The organism is Kitasatospora sp. NPDC036934, assembly GCF_055608425.1.
Window position 1 is genome coordinate 335,305 of sequence record NZ_JBVJQR010000003.1, and the last position, 22,817, is coordinate 358,121.

20 protein-coding genes are annotated in these 22,817 nt (G+C 72.7%); 10 read left to right on the forward strand and 10 right to left on the reverse strand.

The features are described from left to right. Nucleotides 1–2: 2 nt before the first annotated feature. From ACZ7BZ_RS06600 to ACZ7BZ_RS06615, 4 genes are all read right to left on the reverse strand, one after another. Complete coding sequence (locus ACZ7BZ_RS06600) at nt 3–1,550, reverse strand: NCS1 family nucleobase:cation symporter-1 (protein WP_470357399.1); 1,548 nt, start codon at nt 1,548–1,550, stop codon at nt 3–5. A gap of 106 nt (nt 1,551–1,656) precedes the next feature. Continuing rightward, a complete protein-coding gene (locus ACZ7BZ_RS06605) occupies nt 1,657–2,670 on the reverse strand; it encodes a TIGR03842 family LLM class F420-dependent oxidoreductase (RefSeq protein WP_470357400.1) in 1,014 nt (337 codons plus the stop codon). Nucleotides 2,671–2,763: 93 nt separating this feature from the next. After that, nucleotides 2,764–4,194 carry a dihydropyrimidinase gene (gene hydA, locus ACZ7BZ_RS06610; RefSeq protein WP_470357401.1) on the reverse strand — a complete coding sequence of 477 codons (1,431 nt, stop codon included), beginning with the start codon at nt 4,192–4,194 and terminating at the stop codon, nt 2,764–2,766. A gap of 11 nt (nt 4,195–4,205) precedes the next feature. Then, nucleotides 4,206–5,048 carry a nitrilase-related carbon-nitrogen hydrolase gene (locus ACZ7BZ_RS06615; protein ID WP_380451065.1) on the reverse strand — a complete coding sequence of 281 codons (843 nt, stop codon included), beginning with the start codon at nt 5,046–5,048 and terminating at the stop codon, nt 4,206–4,208. Nucleotides 5,049–5,549: 501 nt separating this feature from the next. On the opposite strand from ACZ7BZ_RS06615, the gene ACZ7BZ_RS06620 reads away from it, so the two are divergent. From ACZ7BZ_RS06620 to ACZ7BZ_RS06665, 10 genes are all read left to right on the forward strand, one after another. Next, entirely contained in the window at nt 5,550–8,510 is a 2,961-nt protein-coding gene (locus ACZ7BZ_RS06620) for a hypothetical protein (RefSeq protein ID WP_470357402.1), read from the forward strand. A 172-nt stretch (nt 8,511–8,682) separates the two neighbouring features. Next, nucleotides 8,683–8,760 (forward strand): putative leader peptide, encoded by a 78-nt coding sequence (locus ACZ7BZ_RS06625; RefSeq protein ID WP_101948289.1) that lies wholly within the window; start codon nt 8,683–8,685, stop codon nt 8,758–8,760. A gap of 229 nt (nt 8,761–8,989) precedes the next feature. Continuing rightward, nucleotides 8,990–9,553, forward strand: a complete 564-nt coding sequence (locus ACZ7BZ_RS06630; protein WP_470357403.1) for a cysteine dioxygenase — start codon at nt 8,990–8,992, stop codon at nt 9,551–9,553. Then, the gene (locus ACZ7BZ_RS06635) at nt 9,547–9,933 is read left to right on the forward strand and encodes a rhodanese-like domain-containing protein (RefSeq protein ID WP_470357404.1); all 387 of its coding nucleotides are present in this window, start codon (nt 9,547–9,549) and stop codon (nt 9,931–9,933) included. The genes ACZ7BZ_RS06630 and ACZ7BZ_RS06635 overlap by 7 nt, the downstream gene beginning before the upstream one ends. A gap of 274 nt (nt 9,934–10,207) precedes the next feature. Next, nucleotides 10,208–11,407, forward strand: coding sequence for an ABC transporter ATP-binding protein (locus ACZ7BZ_RS06640; protein WP_470357405.1), 1,200 nt, complete (start codon nt 10,208–10,210; stop codon nt 11,405–11,407). Beyond that, on the forward strand, nt 11,397–12,065 hold the full coding sequence (locus ACZ7BZ_RS06645; protein WP_380451074.1) for an ABC transporter permease: 669 nt from the start codon (nt 11,397–11,399) through the stop codon (nt 12,063–12,065). The genes ACZ7BZ_RS06640 and ACZ7BZ_RS06645 overlap by 11 nt, the downstream gene beginning before the upstream one ends. Continuing rightward, nucleotides 12,062–12,739, forward strand: coding sequence for an ABC transporter permease (locus ACZ7BZ_RS06650; RefSeq protein ID WP_470357406.1), 678 nt, complete (start codon nt 12,062–12,064; stop codon nt 12,737–12,739). The genes ACZ7BZ_RS06645 and ACZ7BZ_RS06650 overlap by 4 nt, the downstream gene beginning before the upstream one ends. Nucleotides 12,740–12,801: 62 nt before the next feature. Beyond that, complete coding sequence (locus ACZ7BZ_RS06655) at nt 12,802–13,752, forward strand: ABC transporter substrate-binding protein (RefSeq protein ID WP_470357407.1); 951 nt, start codon at nt 12,802–12,804, stop codon at nt 13,750–13,752. 211 nt (nt 13,753–13,963) lie between these two features. Then, nucleotides 13,964–14,515: a hypothetical protein gene (locus ACZ7BZ_RS06660; RefSeq protein WP_470357408.1), complete on the forward strand. Its 552-nt coding sequence runs from the start codon at nt 13,964–13,966 to the stop codon at nt 14,513–14,515. A gap of 523 nt (nt 14,516–15,038) precedes the next feature. Next, nucleotides 15,039–16,781: a glycosyl hydrolase family 18 protein gene (locus ACZ7BZ_RS06665; RefSeq protein ID WP_470357409.1), complete on the forward strand. Its 1,743-nt coding sequence runs from the start codon at nt 15,039–15,041 to the stop codon at nt 16,779–16,781. Between the two features lie 116 nt (nt 16,782–16,897). Here ACZ7BZ_RS06665 and ACZ7BZ_RS06670 read toward each other — a convergent pair whose 3' ends face one another. The 6 genes from ACZ7BZ_RS06670 to ACZ7BZ_RS06695 form a co-directional block, all read right to left on the reverse strand. Next, nucleotides 16,898–18,193, reverse strand: coding sequence for a multidrug effflux MFS transporter (locus tag ACZ7BZ_RS06670; protein WP_470357410.1), 1,296 nt, complete (start codon nt 18,191–18,193; stop codon nt 16,898–16,900). A gap of 219 nt (nt 18,194–18,412) precedes the next feature. Beyond that, nucleotides 18,413–18,895, reverse strand: coding sequence for a hypothetical protein (locus ACZ7BZ_RS06675; protein WP_380451084.1), 483 nt, complete (start codon nt 18,893–18,895; stop codon nt 18,413–18,415). A gap of 377 nt (nt 18,896–19,272) precedes the next feature. Next, nucleotides 19,273–20,151: an alkaline phosphatase family protein gene (locus ACZ7BZ_RS06680; protein WP_470357411.1), complete on the reverse strand. Its 879-nt coding sequence runs from the start codon at nt 20,149–20,151 to the stop codon at nt 19,273–19,275. Nucleotides 20,152–20,365: 214 nt separating this feature from the next. Continuing rightward, complete coding sequence (locus ACZ7BZ_RS06685) at nt 20,366–21,151, reverse strand: ATP-grasp domain-containing protein (protein ID WP_470357412.1); 786 nt, start codon at nt 21,149–21,151, stop codon at nt 20,366–20,368. 29 nt (nt 21,152–21,180) lie between these two features. After that, nucleotides 21,181–21,555: a hypothetical protein gene (locus tag ACZ7BZ_RS06690; RefSeq protein WP_470357413.1), complete on the reverse strand. Its 375-nt coding sequence runs from the start codon at nt 21,553–21,555 to the stop codon at nt 21,181–21,183. Between the two features lie 74 nt (nt 21,556–21,629). Next, nucleotides 21,630–22,808 (reverse strand): acyl-CoA dehydrogenase family protein, encoded by a 1,179-nt coding sequence (locus tag ACZ7BZ_RS06695; protein WP_380451090.1) that lies wholly within the window; start codon nt 22,806–22,808, stop codon nt 21,630–21,632. Between the last annotated feature and the right edge of the window lie 9 nt (nt 22,809–22,817).

Below are 22,817 nucleotides of genomic sequence, written 5' to 3' on the forward strand. Positions count from 1 at the left end.
CGTCAGCTGTCGCCCGCCCGCCGCCGCCCCGGAACGCTCAGCGCCAGGTACACCGCCCCCGCCGACACCAGCCCGACCGCCCAGCCGTAGTCGGCGAGCGGCTTGAGGAAGGGGATCACGCCGTCCACCGGGAACGGCCCCTGCTTGACGCCGTGCCCGTCGACGGTGGAGTACGAACCCCCCACCGCCAGCAGGCCGCCGACCAGCAGGGCGGCCACCGCCCGCCAGTTCCAGCCGGCCGCGTACCAGTACGCCCCGAACGGCCGGTACAGCTCGGTGAGCCGCAGCCGGGTGCGGCGGAGCACCCAGTAGTCGGCGATCAGCACCCCGGCGACCGTCCCGAGCAGTCCGCCGACCACGCCCAGCCAGACGTAGATGTAGACGTGGGGGTCGGCGGTGAGCCGCCACGGGAGGAGCGCGATCCCGACCACACCCGTGATCAGCGCCCCCGTACGGAAGTTGACGAACCGGGGCAGCAGGTTGGCCAGGTCGTAGGCCGGGGAGACGACGTTGGCGGCGATGTTCACCGACAAGGTGGCGACCAGGACGGTCAGCAGCGCGAACAGCAGGGCGACCGGGCTCTCCATCTTCGCGGCGAGCTTGATCGGGTCCCACACCGGCTCGCCGTAGACCGCTGCGGAGCCCGAGGTGACCAGCACCGACAGCAGCGCGAACAGCGTCATCGTGGTCGGCAGCCCGAGCGCCTGGCCGCGGATCTGGGCCCGCTGGCTGCCGCCGAAGCGGGTGAAGTCGGGGATGTTGAGCGCCAGCGTGGACCAGAACCCGATCATCCCCATCAACGACGGGAAGAAGACCTGCCAGAACCCGCTGCCCCAGCCCAGTTTCGACGGCTGGTCCAGCAGCGGCCCCAGCCCGCCCGCCTTGACGCCGATCCACACCAGCAGGGCGAGCGCGCCGACGATGACGAACGGCGCCGCCCAGTTCTCGAAGCGCCGCAGCGCCTCCATCCCCCGGGCGATGATGACCATCTCGACCAGCCAGAACAGCAGGAAGGAGGCCCACTGCGTCCACGGGTATCCGCCGAACTCCGTTGCCGTGCGCCAGGATTCGCCGAGAAGCCGGCCGGCGAGCAGGAAAATCCCCTCGCCGCCGATCCAGGTCTGGATGCCGAACCACGCACAGGCCACCGCCGCCCGGATCAACGCGGGCAGGTTGGCGCCGCGCAGTCCGAACGAGGCCCGGGCGAACACCGGGAACGGGATGCCGTACTTCGTCCCGGCGTGCCCGGTGAGGAGCATCGGCGCGAGCACGATCAGGTTGGCGAGCGCGATGGTCAGCACCGCCTGTTTCCAGTCCATCCCGATCGCGATCAGGCCCGAAGCCAGCGTCCAGGACGGAATGTTGTGGGCCATCCCGACCCAGAGCGCGAGGAAGTTGTAGGTGGTCCAGGTGCGCCGTCGCACCGGGACCGGCCGGAGGTCGTCACTGGTGAAGCCGTTGGGTGGCAACACCCCCTCGACCGGGTCGGGTTCGACCCGGCCGTCGGAGTGCTGCCGCTGTCCGCCGCCGCCGGTCGCGGTGTCGGCCATGGGCAACTCCCTTCTGCCGCATGCGGGATCAGGGGTTCAAGGGATGAGGTCTCAAGGGATCAGGGGCTCAAGGGATCAGGAGCCCACGAGTCCAGGGGGCACGGGTTCAGAGGTGCGGGATGACGTCCGCCCCGTAGGCGTCGATCGTGGACTCGACCGCATCGTGCATCGCGTAGACGGCGAACTGGTCGACGCCGAGGGCGCGGAGTTCCGCGAGCCGGGCGCGCTGGGTCTCGGCCGGCCCGATCAGGCAGAACCGGTCGACGATCCCGTCCGGGACGAAGGCCGTGTCGGGGTTCCCGGCCCGGCCGTGGTGGCTGTAGTCGTAGCCGTGGCGGTCCTTGATGTAGTCGGTGAGGGCGTCCGGCACCAGGTCGGAGTGCTCACCGTAGTGGCTGACCAGGTCGGCGACGTGATTGCCGACCATCCCGCCGAACCAGCGGCACTGCTCCCGGGCGTGGGCCAGCGCGGCGGGCGAGTCGTCGGCGGTGACGTACGCGGGCGCGGCCACGCAGATGGTGACGTCGGCCGGATCCCGGCCCGCCTCGACGGCCGCGGCCCGGACTGCCTTGACCATGTACTCGGTGAGGTATGGATCGGCCAACTGCAGGATGAATCCGTCCGCTTGACGTCCGGTCAGGGCAAGTGCCCTGGGTCCGTACGCGCCCATCCAGATCGGCAGCGCGGCGCCGGGGCCGACCCACGGCAGGTGCATCTCGGTGCCGTCCACCTCGACGCTGCGTCCCTCGGCCAACTCCTTGATGGCGTGCATGGCTTGGGAGAGCCGGTCGAGCGTGGCGGGCCGGCGGCCGGCGACCCGCATGGCGGAGTCGCCGCGGCCGATGCCGCAGACGGTGCGGTTGCCGTACATGTCGTTGAGCGTGGCGAACAGGGAGGCGGTGACCTCCCAGGTGCGGGTGGAGGGGTTGGTGACCATCGGGCCGACGGTGAGCCGCTCGGTCTCGGCGAGGATGCGGCTGTAGATGACGAAGGGCTCCTGCCACAGCACGCAGGAGTCGAAGGTCCAGCCGTGGCTGAACCCGGCCCGTTCGGCGCGGACCATCCGGTCGATGAGCAGGCGGGCGGGCGGGTCGGTCTGCAGGACGAGGCCGATGTCCATGGTGGCTCCGGGAGAGGGATCGGGAGGGCGGTCCGGGGCCGGCGTGCGGCGCGGCCCCGGACGGGAGGGAGGATCAGGTCAGGTCAGGTCAGGTCAGGTCAGGTACTGGCACGTGTCGCGGCGCAGGAAGGTGCCGTGTCCGGCCCGGCCGAGCCAGCGGCCGTCGTCCAGCACCACCGTGCCGCGCGAGAGCACCGTCCGGGCCCGGCCGGTGAGTTGCCGGCCCTCGTAGGCCGAGTAGTCCACGTTCATGTGGTGGGTCGCGGCGGAGACGGTCTGCACGGCGGTGGGGTCGTAGACCACGAGGTCGGCGTCCGCGCCGGGCGCGATGGTGCCCTTGCGCGGGTGCAGCCCGAACATCCGGGCCGGGGTGGTGCAGGCGATCTCGATCCAGCGGCGCCGGCTGATCCGCCCGTCCACCACGGCCTGGTGGAGCAGGTCCATCCGGTTCTCCACGCCCGGAAGACCGTTGGGGATCTTGGAGAAGTCGCCGCGGCCCAGGTCCTTCTGCCCGACGTAGCAGAACGGGCAGTGGTCGGTGGAGACCACTTGGAGGTCGTTGGTGCGCAGCCCGCGCCAGAGCGCTTCCTGGTGCTCGCGCGGCCGCAGCGGCGTGCTGCACACGTACTTGGCCCCCTCGAAGCCGTCCGCGCCCTCCTCGGCGAGGTTGTCGGTGGAGAGGAAGAGGTACTGCGGGCAGGTCTCGCCGAACACGGGGAGGCCGGCGTCGCGGGCCCGGGCGAGTTCGTCGAGCGCCGAGGCGGCGGAGACGTGCACCACGTAGAGCGGACTGCCGGCCACCTGGGCGAGCTTGATCGCCCGGTGGGTGGCCTCGGCCTCCAGCAGTTCGCGCCGGACCTCGCCGTGGTAGCGCGGGGCGGTGCGTCCGGCGGCGAGTGCCTGTTCGACCAGGACGTCGATGGCGATGCCGTTCTCGGCGTGCATCATGGTCAGCCCGCCGTTGGCCGCGCCGCGCTGCATGGCGCGCAGGATGCGGCCGTCGTCGCTGTAGAAGACGCCGGGGTAGGCCATGAAGAGCTTGAAGGAGGTGGACTCGCCGGAGTCGACCAGCGCGTCCATCTCCTTGAGGACGGCGTCGTTGACGTCGGAGACGATGGTGTGGAAGGCGTAGTCGATCGCGCAGTTGCCCTCGGCCTTGGCGTGCCAGGTGTCCAGGCCCTCGCGCAGGGCGCCGCCGACGGGCTGGACGGCGAAGTCGACGATGGTGGTGGTGCCGCCCCAGGCGGCGGCGCGGGTGCCGGTCTCGAAGGTGTCGGAGGCCGCGGTGCCGCCGAACGGCAACTCCATGTGGGTGTGGGCGTCGACGCCGCCCGGGATGACGTAGTGGCCGGTGGCGTCGATGACGGTGTCGGCGGTCCAGGCCTCGGCGGCGGCGCTGCCGGTGGCGGCGAGGGCGGCGACGCGCTCGCCCTCGATCAGGACGTCGGCGTGGAGTTCGTCGGCGGCGGTGATGACGAGGCCGCCGCGGACGACGGTGCGCTGCCGCGGGTCACGGGTGCTCATCGGGCTGCTCCTCAGGCCTCGGCGAGCGGTCCGTAGGCGTCGGGCCGGCGGTCGCGGTAGAACGCCCACTGCTGGCGGACCTCTTCGATCAGACCGAGGTCGAGGTCGCGGACGACGAGCTCCTCCTCCTTGTCGGAGGCGACCTCGCCGACGAACTGGCCGCGCGGGTCGACGAAGTAGGAGGTGCCGTAGAAGTCGTTGTCGCCGTACTCCTCGGTGCCGACCCGGTTGATGGCGGCGACGAAGTACTCGTTGGCGACGGCGGCGGCGGGCTGTTCGAGCTGCCACAGGTAGCCGGACAGGCCGCGGCTGGTGGCGGAGGGGTTGTAGACGATCTGCGCCCCGGCCAGGCCCAGGGCGCGCCAGCCCTCGGGGAAGTGCCGGTCGTAGCAGATGTAGACGCCGACCCTGCCGACGGCGGTGTCGAAGACCGGCCAGCCGAGGTTGCCGGGCTTGAAGTAGTACTTCTCCCAGAAGCCCTTGACCTGCGGGATGTGGTGCTTGCGGTACTTGCCGAGGTAGCTGCCGTCCGCGTCGATCACCGCGGCGGTGTTGTAGTACACACCGGTCTGCTCCTCCTCGTAGACCGGCACGACGATCACCAGGCCGAGTTCGCGGGCGAGGTCCTGCATCCGGCGCACGGTCGGGCCGTCCGGCACTGCCTCGGCCCAGCGGTAGTGCTCGGCCTCCTGGACCTGACAGAAGTACGGGGCGTTGAAGACCTCCTGGAAGCCGATGATCTTCGCGCCCTGGGCGGCGGCCTCCCGGGCGTACCGCTCGTGGAGCGCGATCATGCTCTCCTGGTCGCCGGTCCAGCGGGTCTGGACGAGCGCGGCACGGACGATCTGCGACATGGGTACCTCCGCAACTCCGCGTCCCGGCCGTGCGGTCGGGCCCGCGGTCTGAGGGTTGACGGGGCGGGTCTCGCCTGCGGGTCCGCTCGGGGAACCACAGGGGTCTACGGGAAGGGTCTACGTGCGTAGAAAGCGATCTGTAGACGGTAGGCCGGGCCTCGGTGGCCTGACAATACGTCGGCGGTAACGCGTCTGGGGCGATCTCGTTACGCGGACACGCGAACGGTCCTGGGTGGGATGAAACGCTCATCTACCCCGTTGGTGACCTCCTTACTCATTCGAGTGAAAGCGGTCACCGGGGGTGCGGAATCGGCCATGGCAGGGTAAAACGCGCGTGGACGCTTCGACGGATCGTCATCTGACGGCGTTGCGGGGCGACTTCATGAGTGCGGCACGGGGATCGACGGTCGGCCGGGAGCCGAACGGGGGGTGGTAGGGGTGGCAGCGGTGGGTGGGCACGAGGAGCGTACGGCGGACACGTCGGACGCGCCGGACACGCCGGTGGCAGCGGCACCGGGGGCGAGCGCCGGCGGCGGCGCGGCGGGCCGGCCGCCGGCCCTGCCCGCCTGGGCGGGCCTGCTGCTCGCCCTCGGCGCGCTGCTGCCGCTCGCCCTCGGCCTTCTGCCGGCCCGCGGCCAGGCGCCGCACACCCGGCTGACCGCCCTGCAACTGGCCGGCTCCCGGGCGGCCGCCGAGGCCGTGGTCGGCGAGCACACCTCGGCGTACCTCGCGGCCCTGCGCGCCGAGCTCTGGCTGATCGGCGGCTACGGGCTGACGCTGGTGGCCGCGGCGCTGCTCGGCGGCTACGTGCTCGGGCACCGACGCCGGATCGGCCCGGCACTGGCGGTCGGGGTCGCCGGGCTGCTCGCCGCGGGCTGCGACCTCGGCGCCAACGTCCTGCTGCGCCTCGGGCTCGACCACGGCGGCTCCGACACCCCGTTCACGGTGGCCGCGGCGCTGGCCACCGTCACCTGGCTGCTGCTCCTGCCCGCCGGGGTGACGGCGGCCGGCCTGCTGGCGGTGACGGCCGCCCGAGCCGTCCGCGGGCTGCGCCCCGGGGCGACGGAACCCGGCGACGACGCCGACCCCGACCGCCCCGCGCTGATACCGCCGTGGCCCGTGCTCACCCGGCACGGCAGGCTGCCGCACCACCGCCCGCCCCGGGAAGCACCGGCGGCCGACGCCCCCGGCACCCACGCCCACTGGCGGGACGCCGGCCGGGTGCCGCCCGGCCGCGAGCCCGCCGAACTGGGCTTCTGCGCCTCCGGCGGTGGCATCCGCTCGGCCTGCGTCACCCTCGGCGCGCTCCAGGCCCTGCGTCCGTGGCTGAAACGGGCCCGCTACCTGGTGTCCGTCTCCGGCGGCGGCTACACCGTGGGCGCGCTGCAGCTCGCCCTCAGCGACTCCGCGCCCGGCAGCCCGGTGCACGCCGCCTCGGGCCTGACGGCCGACACGGTGATGGCGCCCGGCTCTCCGGAGGAGGACCACCTCCGCCGGCACAGCAAGTACATCGCCGACGGCACCGGCGAGTGGCTGATCGCCCTCGGCACGCTGCTGCGCGGCGTGCTGTCCGCACTCACCCTGCTGCTGGCCGCCGTCCTGGTGCTCGGGCTCGGCCTCAGCCGCTTCTACCACGCCGTCCCGCTCACCGACCTGGACGCCCTGGCCGCCGCCGGCCTGCGCCACCCGGGCGCCGTGCCGGGCGCGTTGGCGTTCCGCACCCCCGCGCTGTCAGCCCTCGGCGCACTGCTCGCGGCGGCGGCCGGGTGCTGGCTGCTGTGGCTGCTGGCCTTCCCGCCGCTCGGCTGGCACGCGCTGCTGCCACGCGCGCTGCGCCGGCTCAACTACGCCGCGCTCGCACTGGCCGGGCTGCTCGCCCTCGGCGTGCTGGCCGTGCCGGGGCTGGCCTGGGGCGCGGTCCGGCTCCAGCAGGCGCTGGCGGCCGGCCCGCAGCTGACCGGCGCCGGCCTCAGCCTCACCGTGGCGCTCAGCTACCTCGCCCTGCTGCTCGGCATACTCTGGCGCGACCGCCGGACGATCGGCCGGAGCGTGCGCGCGGCCGCCGGGGCGCTGCGCGGCGCGGGCCGGATCGGCGGCGGGCTGACCGCCAACCTCCCCCAGTACGTGGTGGTCTGGGCGGCCCTCGGCACCCTGACGGCGGGCGCTTTGCTGGCCCTCGGCTGGGCGGTCGCCACCGGCTACGCCTGGCCGACGGCCGTCCAGGTGCTGCTGCCGCTGGTGCTCGGCGCGGTCGGGCTCAACCTCGACCAGACCTGGATGAGCCTCCACCCGTTCTACCGGCTGCGCCTGGCCTCGGCGTTCGCGGTCCGCCGGGTAACCGAGGGCGGCCGCTCGCTGGCCCGCCGGTACGACTTCCACCGGGAGCAGACCTGGCTGAGCCACTACGCCGCCCGGCACCCCGCCTTCCCCCAGGTGATCTTCTCGGCGGCGGCCAACCTGTCCGGCAACTCCCGTACACCGCCGGGCCGTCGGGCGGTGTCCTTCTCGCTCTCGTACGACTACGTGGGCGGCCCGGACGTCGGGTACGCGCGCACCGACCTGCTGGAGCGGCGCACCCGCCGGCACATCGCCCGGGACCTCACCGTGCAGTCCGCGATGGCCGTCTCCGGCGCCGCCTTCTCCTCCGCGATGGGCCGCCAGTCCCGGGTCTACCAGGCGCTGTTCGCCGTGACCAACGCCCGACTCGGGACGTGGCTGCCCAACCCGGCACAGCTCGGCCCGGCCTGGTCCGGCACACCCGACTGGCGCCGCCCCGGGCAGCCCGCCGTCCGCCGGCTCCCGTACCAACTGCGGGAGCTGACCGGCCGGTTCCCCGCCGACGACCGCTTCCTGCTCACCACCGACGGCGGGCACTACGAGAACCTCGGACTGGTCGAGCTGCTGCGGCACCGGGTGCGGACGGCGGTGAGCATCGACGCCAGCGGTGACTCCGGCTACGCCGCCAACCTCGCCTCCGCGATCACCCTGGCCCGCGAGGAACTCGGCGTCGTCATCACCCTGCACCAACCGGAGCTGCTGATCCCGGGCAGTGCCACCGCCGGGCGGGACGGATCCGCTCCGCCCCTGCACGGGCTGGCGGCCCAGCTCTCCGACCGGCTCTCGGCCTGCGGCGTGATCACCGGGGACATCCACTACCCGGCCCTCGACGGCGAGCCCGACTCCGAGCGGCACGGCACGCTGATCGTCCTCCAGGCCGTGCTGACCGCCGACATGCCGTACGAACTGCAGTCCTACGCGGCGGCCAACCAGGCCTTCCCGAACGACGGCACCAGCGACCAGTGGTTCGACCACCAGCAGTTCGACGCCTACCAGACGCTCGGCCGGTACCTGGGCGAGCAGGCCGGTCCGGTGATCGAGCGCGCCCTCTCGACCGTCGCGGACGGCTCCGCCACAGCGGCGCCACCGGCACCGCCGGGACCGCGGGTCCCCGCCGAGGGCTGAGCCGGGAGGGGGGTCGGGAGCCGAACCGGGGACCGAAACAGTGGTCGGGCAGGCGGTCGAGCCAGTGGTCGGGCAGGCGGTCGGGCAGGCGGTCGGGCCGCTGGTTAACAGGGCGCAACAAGCGGCCGCCCCGGCTTGACTTCCTCCGACCCGCTCGGAAAGGATCCCTGGCATGGACTCCGGCACCACTCTGGTTTGCCGCCTGCACGTCGATCTGCGGCGCCAGGCGAGTTCCATCTGTGCCTGTTGACCTTGCTCCGCACCGCCGGTTCCGCCCTGTGACCACCGCCAGGGCCCGTACCGCGCACCCGCATCCGCAGTCCTGAATCCCGCCCGCCCGGCGGCACCCGCGCATGCCGTGCCGGTCGAGCCGGGTCGCTCCGTCGGCCCGCGCCCGCCACCGTCACCGCCACGCCGCAGCCCCGCCACCGGACCCGAGCGCCCCTGCCGACGTTCCCGCCGCACCCGAGGACGCCCCCATGAGCCTGGACCTGGTAGCCGAGACCCCGACCCCCACCGCCGGGAAGCCACCCACCGCCGGGGAGCCACCCACCGCCGGGAAGCCACCCACCGCCGGGCGGGCCCGCGCCCCGTTCACCCCGAAGACCCTGCGGAGCGTCGTCCGCGAGCTGGCCGAGCGGCCCGAACAGTGGATCCACCTGGTCCGGCTCTCCACCGAGGAGCGCTGGTACCAGCGCCTGGTGGCCGACGACGACCACGAGGTCTGGCTGATCAGCTGGCTGCCCGGCCAGTCCACCGGCTTCCACGACCACGGCGGTTCGCGCGGCGCGTTCACCGTCGCGCTCGGCGAGCTGGAGGAGCTGTCCCTCGGCGGCCCGGACCAGGGCCTCCTGATCCGCCGGGTCCCGGCCGGCACCGCCCGCGCCTTCGGCCCGGAGTACGTGCACGACGTGCGCAACACCGCCGCGGGCCCGGCTGTCACACTGCACGCCTACTCGCCCCCGCTCAGCTCGATGGCGCACTACGACCTGCGGGCCGGCGGGCTCGTCCGCACCTCGGAGGAAGGACCGGAGCAATGGTGACCACGATCGACGACCTGGTGGAGCGGGCCCGCGAGGGCGTCCACCGTCCGCGCGCCCGGGAGGCGTACCAGGCCCAGCTGGAGGGCGCGCTGCTGGTGGACATCCGCCCGGCGGCGCAGCGGGCGGCCGAGGGCGGGATCCCCGGCTCGCTGATCATCGAGCGCAACGTCCTGGAGTGGCGGCTCGATCCGACGGGCAGTCACCGCATCCCCGAGGCCTCGGGCTACGACGTCGAGGTGATCGTGGTCTGCTCGGAGGGCTACGCCTCCAGTCTGGCCGCGGCCTCGCTGCGCGAGCTGGGGCTGCACCGGGCGACCGATCTGGACGGCGGGTTCGTCGGCTGGGCGGCCGCCGGACTGCCGACCCGCCAGGGCGGCTGAGCCGAGGTCACCTCCCGTGGCCCCGGCCGTCGAACAGACGGTCACACCGCGTGGCCCCGGCCGCCGAGCCGGGGTCACGCCGCGTGCCGGGCTGTAAATCAGGGACAGGAGATGATGCAGGTCATAGTCTGATCAGAGTTTCCGCCGGTCCGAAGCTGGGCAGCCACGCGGGCGGAAGAACGCCCGGGCGGTGAGACCGCCGTCAACCGAACCACCGAAAGACCGACCGACACAGGCGCCGCCTCCACCGGGCGCCCTGACGAGGAAACACTCCGTGATCAGATTCGAGGGCGCCGGCAAGCGCCACCCCGACGGCACCATCGCGGTCGAGGGACTGGACCTCGAGGTCCCGACCGGTCGGATAACCGTCCTGGTCGGACCCTCTGGCTGTGGCAAGACCACTCTGCTGCGCATGGTCAACCGGATGGTCGAGCCCACCTCGGGCCGTGTACTGCTGGACGGCGCCGACGTGGCGAAGCTGGAACCCGCCAAGCTGCGCCGCGGCATCGGCTACGTGATCCAGCAGGCGGGGCTCTTCCCGCACCGCAAGGTGATCGACAACATCGCCACCGTGCCCTACCTGCTCGGCTGGGACCGCAAGAAGGCCCGCGCCCGGGCCGCCGAACTGCTGGAACTCGTCGGCCTCGCCCCCGAGACCGCCAAGCGCTACCCGTTCCAACTGTCCGGCGGCCAGCAGCAGCGGGTCGGCGTGGCCCGGGCGCTGGCCGCCGACCCACCGGTGCTGCTGATGGACGAACCGTTCAGCGCCGTCGACCCGGTGGTGCGGGCCGGACTCCAGGACGAACTGCTGCGGCTGCAGTCCGAGCTGCACAAGACGGTGCTGTTCGTCACCCACGACATCGAGGAGGCCGTCCGCCTCGGCGACCAGGTCGTGGTGCTGCGGGAGCACGGCCGGATCGCCCAACTGGCCGACCCCCACACCCTGCTGACCTCCCCCGCCGACGACGGCGTGGCCGCCTTCCTCGGCCGCGACCGGGGCCTGCGCGGCCTCGGCCTTCGGCCCGCGAAGACCGTCCGGCTGCACCCGCTCGCCGACGGATCCGGCTACGGCGGCTGGAAGTTGGCCCTGGACGACGAGCGCCGCCCGATCGGCTGGATCGACCACGGCACCGACGGAACCGAACTGCTGCCGGCCGCCGGCTTCCGCCCGGACACCGACACCCTGCGCGCCGCCTTGGACGCCGCCGTGCTCTCCCCCGCCGGGGTCGCGGTCGCGCTGGACGCCGACGGCCGGGCGATCGGCACCGCCGACCGCGAGGCCGTCCTCGGCGCGCTCACACCCGTCGGCGGCTCGATCGGCGACGGCTCGATCGGCGACGGGTCTGCGGGCGACGGGTCTGCGGGCGCGGAGAAGGCCATCAGCGTGGAGAAGCCCGTCGGCCTGGAGAAGCGCGTCGGCATCCATGAGCCGGACCGGACCGGACCGGCGGACGGAGCCGACGGTGGACGATGAACCGCTCGTCCGCTGGTACTGGATCGGCGACCATGTCGGCTACCTCGGCAACCTGCTCGCCGACCACGCCGTGATCGCCCTGGTCCCGGTGCTCATCGGCCTCCTGCTGGCCGTCCCGCTCGGCCTGGCCTGCGCCCGCTTCCCCCGGCTGTACCAGCCGCTTTCCGCCGTCTTCAACATCGTCTACGCGCTGCCCTCGCTGGCCGTCTTCGTGGTGCTGATCCCGTACACCGGGCTCGCGACCCAGGCGACGGTGATGATCCCGCTCACCTTCTACGCCCTCGCCGTCCTGCTGCCGACCACCGTGGACGGGCTGCGCGCCGTCCCGGACTCCGTCCGGCAGGCCGCCACCGCGATGGGGTACGGGCCGTGGCACCGGCTGACCGCCGTCGAACTGCCCGCCGCCGTGCCGTACCTGATCGCCGGGCTTCGGGTCGCCGCGGTGTCCAGCATCTCGCTGGCCAGCGTCGGCGCGCTGATCGGGCGCGGCGGGCTGGGCTACCTGTTCATCGACGGATTCCAGCGCACCTTCCCGACCCCGATCGTGGCCGGCATCGTGCTGATCGCCGTACTGGCGCTGGCCGTCGACCTACTGCTGGTGGCCGCCCGCCGGCTGCTCGCACCCTGGGCCGTCCGGGAGCAGGGGGCGGGCTCGTGAACTGGCTGAACTGGCTGAACGACTTCTTCTCCGACCCGGACCGCCGCAGCGGCCCGGACTCGATCGTGCACCGGGTCTCCGAGCACCTGCTGCTCTCCGGCGAGGCACTGCTCTACGCGGCGCTGATCGCCGTCCCGCTCGGGCTGCTGATCGGCTACACCGGGCGTGGCGTCACCGTGGTCACCGCGCTCGCCGGGGCCGCCCGCGCACTGCCCACCCTCGGCCTGGTGACGCTGGCGGTGCTGCTGGCCGGGGTCGGCGACACCGCCGTGCTGTTCCCGCTGGTCGCCCTGGCCGCGCCGCCGCTGCTGGTGGCGTCCGTCGAGGGGGTGCGCGGCACCGACCCGGACGTCCGGGACGCCGCACGCGGGATCGGGCTGACCCACCCGCAGGTGCTGTTCCAGGTCTGCCTGCCCTCCGCCGCGCCCACCCTGCTGGCTGGCTTCCGCACCGCGACCGTCCAGGTGATCGCGACCGCCACGGTGGCGGCCTACGTCGGACTGGGCGGCCTCGGCCGCTACGTCATCGACGGGCTGGCCACCCGGCAGTACGCGGTGACCGTGGGCGGCGCGCTCCTGGTGGTGCTGCTCGCGGTCGGCGCCCAGCTGTTCTTCGCCCTGCTCGCGCGGTTCGCACTCCCGCCCGGGGTGCGCGCCCAGCGCAAGGCCCGCTGAGGCACTCCCCTTCGCTTTCCTCTCCCATCCGCTCCGGAAGGACAACTGTCACCATGTCGACAATGCAGAGAAGCAGGCGCGCCGTCGTCCTCGGAACGCTCGCCGCGCTCGCCCTGGGCGCCACCGCCTGCGGCTCCTCCGCCAGCAGCAGCAACCCGCTCGGCGGCGGCCCGAGCGCCTCGGCCTCCGGGGCCGGTTCCGCCGCCACGGGAGGCGGCTCCGGCGGCGGGACGGTGGTCGTCGGCTCGGCGAACTTCCCGGAGAACGTGCTGCTCGGCTCGATCTACTCGCAGGCACTCAAGGCCAAGGGCGTCAAGGTCGAGGAGAAGTTCAACATCGGCAGCCGCGAGGTGCTCTACGGCCAGCTGCAGAGCGGCAACCTGACCGTCCTGCCCGAGTACAACGGCGCGCTGCTCGCCTACCTGGACGCCAAGAACACCGCCGTCACCACCCAGGACGTGAACGCGGCGCTGACCAAGGCGCTGCCCGCCTCGCTCGGGATCCTGGACTCCTCCCCCGCCGAGGACAAGGACTCGCTCAGCGTCTCCCAGGAGACGGCCGACAAGTACAACCTCAAGAGCATCGCCGACCTGACGGCCAAGGCCGGCGAGTTCACCATCGGCGGCCCGCCGGAGTTCAAGTCCCGCCGCGAGCAGCAGTTCAAGGACGCCTACGGGCTGACCTTCAAGGAGTGGAAGCCCACCGCCGACACCACCGCGAACGCGCTCAAGGACGGCGGCGTCCAGGTCGGCAACGTGTTCACCACCGACCCGAAGATCGTCCAGTACAAGCTCGTGCCGCTGAGCGACCCGAAGAACGTCTTCGGCGCGCAGAACGTCACCCCGCTGATCAACAAGGCGGGCGTGGACGCCACGGCGACGGCAGCGCTCAACGCGGTGTCGGCCAAGCTCGACACGACCGGGCTGACGGGGCTGATGAAGCGGGTCTCGGTCGACAAGGAGGACCCGTCGGCGGTGGCCAAGGACTGGCTGAAGGCCAACGGGCTCGGCTGACGACCGACGGCCGGACTGAACGGCGACCGACAACCGGCGACCGGCGACCGGCGACCGGCGACCGGCGACGGACTGAACGACGGACGGCGGTCGGAGTGGGCGGATGGCGGCGTGGAGGCACTCCCTCCGGGCCGCCGTCCGCCGTGCCGAGGCCCTCCGCCGGCCGGACGGGACCTTCCCTTCCGCGCCGCGAACATGACAGTGTGGCGCCATGCGCACTCGTCTCCTCGCCGCCTCCCTCACGGCACTCGCCGCGGTGAGCCTCGCTGCCTGCTCGAGCTCGGATTCGGGCTCGGCCTCGGGCAAGGGCACCGCCGCGGCCGGCTCCCCCACCGTCGCCGCCGCATCCGGCGCCCCCTCGGCCGGCTCGTCCACCTCGGCGCCCACGACGGCCGCACCGTCCGCGCCCGACGCCCCCGCCTCCGCTTCGGCTCCCGGCGCCGACGGCTCGGCCCCGGCCAAGCCCGCACCGCCGGCCGACGCCGGACTGCCCGGGAAGCCGGACGCCGACCTGACCGGCAAGGTGGTCGCGGCGCTGACCGCGATCGACCCGGCGATCGTCGGGGGCAAACCCGACCAGGTGGTGGAGCAGGCCCGCAAGCAGTGCCAGGCGTTGTACCAGTACCCCAAGGACAAGGCGAAGTTGGCCGAACTGGCCGGCCAGAACTTCACCTCGCCCGAGCACCCGCAGGGCTTCGGGCCGGACACCGCCGCGAAGATCGACGACGCGCTGCGCGCCACCCTCTGCCCGCCGGCGCACTGACACCGCTCCACCCCTCCCCCAACCGCCCGGTGTCCTGAGCTCCGGGCAGCCGTGGCCGCGCCCCGCCCACCGGGTGCGCGGCCATCGGCGTCTCGGAAGCCACCGGCGTCTCGGCAGCCACCGGCGGCTCGGCGGCCACCGCCCTTCGGCGAACAAGGCCGTCCGCTGACGAACTGTTAGCTCTCTTGACAGAGCAGTGGTCTAGTCCAAACATAAGCATGTCGATCCGACCGGGATGCACTGTGGGGGTGTGACCACCGGCGGCTGAGGCACCGCCCTGCCCTGCCCTGCCCTGCCCTGCTCCGCTCCACCCCCGCTCCGTACGGCGAGCGCACCTTCGCACCGCCCGCCTCCACGCGAGTCGGCGGGTTCCGCATGCCCCTGTGTCCGCACGAACCCCCGCGCCCCCGCACCGAAGGCCCCGGACCAGGCGCCCACGCGACCGACCCCACACGGCCGCCGACGCCCCGAGCCGTTGCGTTACTCCCCAACGTCCTGCCCCACCAAGTCTGTTGGAGAATCCATGCGTCTTCGCAGAACCCTCCAGGCCGCACTGACGGCCTGCGCCACCCTGGCCGCCTCGGCCGGTCTGGTCGCCGCCGGGACGGGCTCCGCCCAGGCCGCCACCCCGCTCCCCAGCCGGGTCTTCGCGCCCTACTTCGAGTCCTGGACCGGCCAGAGCCCCGCCGCCCTGGCCGCGCAGTCCGGCGCCAAGTACCTGACGATGGCCTTCCTCCAGGCCGCCACCAAGGGCTCCTGCACCCCGTACTGGAACGGCGACACCTCCAAGCCGGTCTCCTCGTCGACCTTCGGCGCCGACATCGCCACCATCCGCGCCAACGGCGGGGACGTGATCCCCTCCTTCGGCGGCTACACCGCCGACAACACCGGAACCGAACTGGCCGACAGCTGCACCGATGTCAACCAGATCGCGGCCGCCTACGAGAACCTGATCACCACCTACGACATCAGCCGGATCGACCTCGACATCGAGGACAACTCGCTGACCAACGCGGCCGGCATCGACCGCCGCAACAAGGCGATCAAGGTCGTGCAGGACTGGGCCGGCGCCAACGGGCGCAGCGTCCAGTTCTCCTACACCCTGCCGACCACCACCAGCGGGCTCGCCGACAACGGCCTCGCGGTACTGCGGAACGCGGTCAGCAACAAGGCCCGGATCGACGTCGTCAACATGATGACCTTCGACTACTACGACGGCTCCACCCACGACATGGCGGCCGACACCCAGACCTCGGCTCAGGGCCTGTACGACCAATTGGCCCAGCTCTACCCGGCCAAGTCCCCGGCTCAGCTGTGGGGTTCGATCGGGATCACCGAGATGGTCGGCATCGACGACTACGGCGCGGCCGAGACCTTCACCGTGGCCAACGCCACCACCGTGTACAACTGGGCGACGTCCAAGGGCATCAACACGCTCGCCTTCTGGGCGCTCCAGCGCGACAACGGCGGCTGCGTGGGCAAGGCCGGGGACGACTCCTGCTCGGGCATCGCCCAGAACACCTGGGACTTCACCCATGTGTTCGCGCCGTTCACCAGCGGCTCCACCACGACCAACGACTTCTCGGTCGCGGTGAACCCGAACTCGGCCACCGTGAAAGCCGGCGCGTCCGCCTCGGCGGCCATCGCCACGACCGTCACGGCGGGCTCGGCACAGAACGTCAACCTCTCGGTCAGCGGCGCCCCGGCCGGTGTCACCGCCACCGTCACCCCCGGCACCGTCACCGCCGGTAACGGCGCCAACCTGAACATCGCCACCACCTCGGCCGCCGCGGCGGGCACCTACCCGCTGACCGTGACCGCCACCGGCCCCTCCGGCACCCACACCGCGACCTACTCGCTGACCGTCACCGGGACGACCCCGTCGACCGGCCTGGTCAACGGTGACCTGGAGACCGGCAATCTGGCCCCGTGGACCTGCCAGAGCGGCGGGGGCGTCGTTTCAACCCCGGTCCACGCCGGCTCTCACGCGCTGCAGGCCGCGGCCTCCGCGAGCCAGACCGGCGAGTGCGGCCAGACAGTCAAGCTGAAGCCCAACACCGTCTACACGCTGAGCGGTTGGGTGCAGGGCAACTACGCCTACCTGGGCGTCAGCGGCGGTGCCACCGCCAGCACCTGGGTCAACGCCTCGGGCTGGACCAAGCTGTCCGTCCCCTTCACCACCGACGCCACCGGCAGCGTCACGGTGTACCTGCACGGCTGGTACGGGCAGGGCAGCGTGTACGGGGACGACTTCTCGATCGCCTGACGGCGGTGACGGAGAACGAGTAACGGAGAACAGGTAACAGACAACGGATGACAGCTGACAGATTTCATCATCTGTCAGCTGTCATCCGTTCGTCGTCAGTTGTCCGCCGTTCGTCGTCAGTTGTCCGCCGCTGCCTCCCGAAGCCGCCCCGGCCGGCACAGCGCCACGTACGCCGCCAACGCCAGCACCCCGCAACCCAGCACCACCAGCGCCAGCAGCGTCGCCGACGGCCGTCCGCCGATGCTGCTCAACGGTGCGACCACCGCACCGCACAGGAAGTTGCCCGTCCCCAGCAGTGCCGAGGCCGTCCCCGCCGTCTGCGACTCGACCAGGCTCAGCGCCTGGGCCGCCGTGTTCGGCAGCACCACCCCGAGGCTGCCCATCAGCACGAACAGCGGCGGGCAGAACCCGGCCAGCCCGAAGTCCCACACCGTCGTCAGCAGCACCAGCGCCACCCCGGCCGCGACCGCCGTCGCGAGCCCGGCCAGCATCAGCGACCGCGCCGCGAAGCGCGGCGCCAGCAGCCGCCCGTTCAGCTGGGTCATCACCACGATGGACAGCGAGTTCAGGCCGAACAGCAGGCTGTAGGTCTGCGGCGAGACCTGGTACACGTGCTGCAGCACCGTGGACGAGCCGCTGATGTAGCCGAACAGCGCGCCGAACGCCAGCGAACTCGTCAACGCCAGCCCCAGGAAGGGCAGATGGCGCAGCAGTCGGCCGATGGTGCGCAGCGCCACGCCGACCCCGCCGCCCACCCGGGCCTGCGGCGGCAGGGTCTCTCGCAGCGCGCCGAAGGCGGCCAGGGTGAGCAGCAGCCCGAGCGCGGTGAGCGCCCCGAAGGTGCCGCGCCAGGAGGTGAAGCGCATCAGCTGCGCCCCGATCACCGGCGCGAGGATCGGTGCCAGCCCGGATATCAGCGCGATCGAGGCGAGGAAGCGCAGCATCGCGACTCCCTGGAAGCGGTCCCGGGCGACGGCGCGTCCGATGACCAGTCCCGCCGATCCGGCGACGCCCTGGACGAAGCGGGCCGCGATCAGCACCGGGAGGTTCGGCGCGAACACGCACACCACGCTGGACAGGGTGTAGACGACCAGTCCGGCGAGCAGCGGCGGGCGGCGCCCGAAGCGGTCGCTGAGCGGTCCGAAGAGCAGCTGCCCGGCCGCGACCCCGAACATCGAGAAGGTCAGGGTGAGCTGGACGGCCGCCGGTTCGGCCGCCAGGTCGTCGGCGATCGCGGGCAGGCCGGGCAGGTAGAGGTCGGTGGTCAGCGGGCCGAGCGCGGTGAGACCGCCGAGGACGGCGATGGTGGCCCGGCCGGCACCGGTCTTCGGGCCGACGGCCGGTGCCGTGCCGGTTGCTGGGGCGGGAGCGGTCGACGTGTCGTCGGTCGGACCGACGGTCGGGCCGGGCATGGCTCTCCTAACGGACGCGGTGACTCGGGTTCGTTCGCGATCCGTCCTATCGCAGCCCGGCGGGCGTGACGACGGCAGGGGTGCACCGGGACGGATCCGCCCACCGGCCGATCCGCAGCACGCGCACGACGACGGCCCGCCCGCACCTTCCGGTGCCCGGCGGGCCGTTCGTTCCCTGGTCAGGACGGCTGATCCGGGATCAGCGCCCGGTCAGCACCCTCAGTGCTTGGCGACGTGCTCGGCGCGGAGGGCCGCCTGCAGCGCCGCGCCGTCCTGCCACGCGTAGAGCTGGTTGCCGGTGAGCGTCACATTGTAGTGCCCGCAGGTGCCGGTGGCCTTGTCCGCGACGCCCTCCGGGAACCAGCCCGCCTTGAGCGAGACCGGCACCGGGTGCGGGCCCTTGCCCGGCACCCCGGTGTGGCAGCCGACGGGCAGTCGGCCCTCGGGGAGGGTGGCCCGCAGCAGCCGGTCGTCACCCGTGGTGGACATCACGTACTTGACCGAGGAGGCGTTGTCGGGCAGCCAGGCGGGCATCGAGCGGCGGTCGGCCTTGGCCTGCGAGCCGCTGTCGTACGAGACCTGCTCCTGGTGGCGCCCGTCGTACCACTCGGACACCCGCGGGCCGATTGCCACGGCTACCACGGCGACGGCCATGCCGGTGCCCGCGACTCCCAGCGCGACCTTGCTCACGATGCCCTTCATGCCTGACTGCCCTCTCCGTGTACGTCGCTGATGCTTCCGGTGCGTCCGCTGGGTCCGGTGCGTCCGGGACCGTGGCCGGTCCGTCCGTGACCCGTCCGGGCCGAGCATTCCGCCGGCCGGGTGTATCCATGGTGGCCCGGGCCGTCCTGCCCGAGCGTCACCACCAGGTCGCGATCTTGCATCCAACCCACGGGGTACCGTCTCCACCTTGAGGCGTACGTCCGTGGGCCCGGTCCCGGACGTACGTGCCTTGCGGCGCTCTGGCTGCCACGCCGGGTTCTCGTACCTCCCGCGCCCCGATCGAGCCTGACTCAAGCGGGGTTCCACCGCAGCCCGGCCTGCTGCACCCGGGGCATGACGCGGAGTCGGGTGACGCGTCAGACCGCGGCGGGGACCGGCCGGGCGACGGGGAAGGGGCGGCCGTCGAGGGTCCAGTGCGGGTCGATCGGGCGCAGCAGCGAGGCGTACACCTGGGCGGCGACGTCGGGGTGGCGGATCTCGCCGGTCGGCGGGCCGGCCGGGATGCCGTGCCCTGCGCAGGCGACCCAGGCGGTGCGCTCCTCGACCGTACGGCCGCCGTGGCCGCCGGCGTCGACGTGCCCGTGGTCGGTGACCACGATGACGGTCCACTGCTCCTCGGCGTAGCCCTCCCGGCCGCGGACGGCGTCCAGCAGGCGGCCGAGGCGCTCGTCGGCGGTGCGCATCGAGGCGCGGTACTCCTCGCCGCAGCCGAGGAAGTGGGCGGTCTCGTCCACCGCGCCGAGGTAGACGAAGGACGCCTCGGGATCGGCGGTGCCGAGGACGTGGACGGCCTCCCGGGTGACCTCCTCGTCGACGGCCTCCCAGGCCTCGGGGGTATCCTCGGCCGGGGCCACGTAGGACAGCCGGCCGGGGGCTCGGAACAGCGGGCCGCCGGACTCGTTGATCACCAGCGGGTCCCAACCGGCCGCGACGAAGGTGCGGCGGCGGTCGCCGCGGTTGAGGCGGGTGGCGAAGTCGGGGAAGACGTCCAGCCGGTTGCCGCCCAGGTGGTTGCCCCAGACGCCGTGCTTGGCGGGCTCGACGCCGGTCACGATGGTGGCCCAGCAGGGGCCGGACATGGTGGGCGTGGAGTCCGCGACCGTCACCGGCACCAGGAACCCGGCCTCGGCGACCTCCTGGAGGCGCGGCATCGGCACCTGCGCCAGGTAGTCATGGCGGACTCCGTCGATCCCGATCACGAGGACGCGGGGGCGGGGCCACTGGGCTGCGGACATGGTGGAGCTTCCTTTCGGTCGTGCACACCCGGCCGCGCCCGCCGAGGACGCCGCCGACCGCGCCATGCTTCACGGCCCGCCGTACCGCGCGGCGTCGAGCCGCCCAACGGCGGGTGTCCGGAAGGTGTCGGGAGGTCGCCGGGAGCGTCGAGAGGCCTCCGGTGTCGGGACCCTCTGCGGCGTCGGGAGTTTCTGCGGCGCCCGGCCCCGTCCGTCAGCCGGTCGCCCGGACGAAGCGGCGGTCCGGTTCGGCGAGTACGGCGGCCGGGCCCGCCGCGCGCAGCACGACGTCCAGGACGCGGTCCGGGTCGGCGGCGTAGCAGTTCGCGAACCAGGGCAGGTTGGCCTCGACCACGGCCCAGTGCTCGGCCGGGTCGTACGGGTCGGCGATCGGGCCGACGTCCAGGGCTACGGCGCTGGGCAGGGTGTCCCCGACGGCGTCCAGCAGCCGGCGGGCGAAGGCGGTGGCCGCGGCGGTGAGCGGTGCCGGGTCGAGCCAACCGAAGCGGGCGTACCGGCTGCCGGTGAGCACCTCGCCATCGCGCAGGAACAGCCGGTATTCGGCGGCGAAGGTCACCGGCTCACTGACCAGCACGGGGGTGTCCGGGCCGATCCGCTCGCCGGTGCGGGGCAGCCGGGAGCCGTCCGGGTAGACCGCGGGCGGGATCGACTTGTCGGCCGGCGGCTTGACGAAGACCGGGTGGCGCAGCGTCCGGGCCTCGGCCAGGGTGGTCAGTTCGATCCGACGGCGGGTGAACTCCTCGGGGAGCCGGACGAGCCAGTCGTCCTCGGGTTCCAGCAGCGCCAGCCCCAACGGTCCGGCGATCCGCGCGGCGGCGAGCGGCCCGCCGTACCAGTGGACTGGCCGCCCGGCGAACCGTCCGACCTGCTCCGGTCCGGACAGCACAGCGGTGGCCAGGCCCCGGCGGGCGGCGGCCGCGGTGAGCAGGGTGGTGGTGCCGGTGGGCTGGGCGGAGGTGAGCAGGACGGCATCGGGCATTGCAGGGTCGGGCACCACGGCTGTGGATGTCATGGCTGCGGCCGGAACTCGTGGACGACCTCGATGCGGCCGACGATGTGCTGGTTGAACTCGGTCAACTCCTCAGCCGGTACCCAGAGTTCGAGGATCGTCCGGCCGCCGGCCCGCTGCACCGGATAGCGGGCGAGGAAGTCCGTCTCCACCTCGAAGCGGGTGACGTACCCGACGCCGGAGGCCGGCACGTTCCAGTCGCGGGCGATCCGGATCGCGTAGTCCTCGTTCAGCACCGGGTAGAAGATCGGCTGCTCGGGCATCCGGGGCGGCCAGGCACGCCGATCGGCGGCCTCGACCAGGGCCAGTTCCTCCGGGCCGGTGGGGCGCCGGAGGGTGGTGGTCGGGGACTGCTGAACGGGCTGGCTGGTCATGCCGGGGACGGTAGCCGGGCCACGACGGGCCCGGCCACCGGTTTTCGCAGCTCCGGGTGGCAGCGGACGGATCGTCAGCGGTAGGCCGACTCACCGGTGATGGCCTCGCCGAGGACCAGGGTGTGGATCTCGCTGGTGCCCTCGTAAGTGAGCACCGACTCCAGGTTGTTGGCGTGCCGCAGCACCGGGTACTCGGTGGTGATGCCGTTGGCCCCGAGGACGGTCCGGGCGCTGCGCGCGATCTCCAGCGCACTGCGGACGTTGTTGAGCTTGCCGAAGCTGATGTGCGCCGGGCGGGCCGCGCCCTGCTCCTTCAGCCGGCCGATCCGCAGGGCCACCAGGTACGCCTTCTCGACCTCCAGCATCATCTCGACCAGCTTCTGCTGGGTCAGCTGGAAGCCGGCGATCGGACGGTCGAACTGGATCCGGCTCTTCGCGTAGTCCAGGGCGGCGGTGTAGCAGTCGCGGGCGGCACCGACGGTGCCCCAGAGGATGCCGTAGCGGGCCTCGCCGAGGGAGGACAGCGGCCCGCGCAGACCGGTGACGCCGGGCAGCACCGCATCGGCCGGCAGCACCACCTCGTCGAAGGCCAACTCGCTGGTGACGGAGGCGCGCAGGGAGAGCTTGCCGTGCACGTCGGTCGCGGTCAGGCCGCGGGTGCCGCGCTCGACCAGGAAGCCGCGCACCCCCTCCTCGGTCTGCGCCCAGACCACGGCGACGTCCGAGATGCTGCCGTTGGTGATCCACATCTTGCTGCCGGACAGCACCCAGTCGCCGCCCTTGCGCACCGCCCGGGTGCGCATGTTCGCCGGGTCCGAGCCGAAGTCGGGCTCGGTGAGGCCGAAGCAGCCGATCAGCTCGCCGGCCGCCATGCCGGGCAACCAGCGCTGCTTCTGCTCCTCGGAGCCGAAGGCGTGGATCGAGCGCATCGCGAGCGAGCCCTGGACCGAGACGAAGCTGCGCAGCCCCGAGTCGGCCGCCTCCAACTCCATGCAGGCGACCCCGTACGCCACGGCGCCGGCGCCCGCGCAGCCGTAACCGTCGAGGTGCATGCCGAGCACACCGAGGGCACCGAGCTCGGGGGCGAGTTCACGGGCCGGGAAGACACCGCGCTCGAACCATTCGCCGATGTGCGGGCGGATCCGCTCCTCGGTGAACCGGCGGACGGTGTCACGGATCAGCCGCTCCTCGTCGGAGAGGAGGTCGCCGACCGCGAGCAGGTCGGACGGGTCGATCCGGGTCGGCTTCGTCATTGAAGCTCC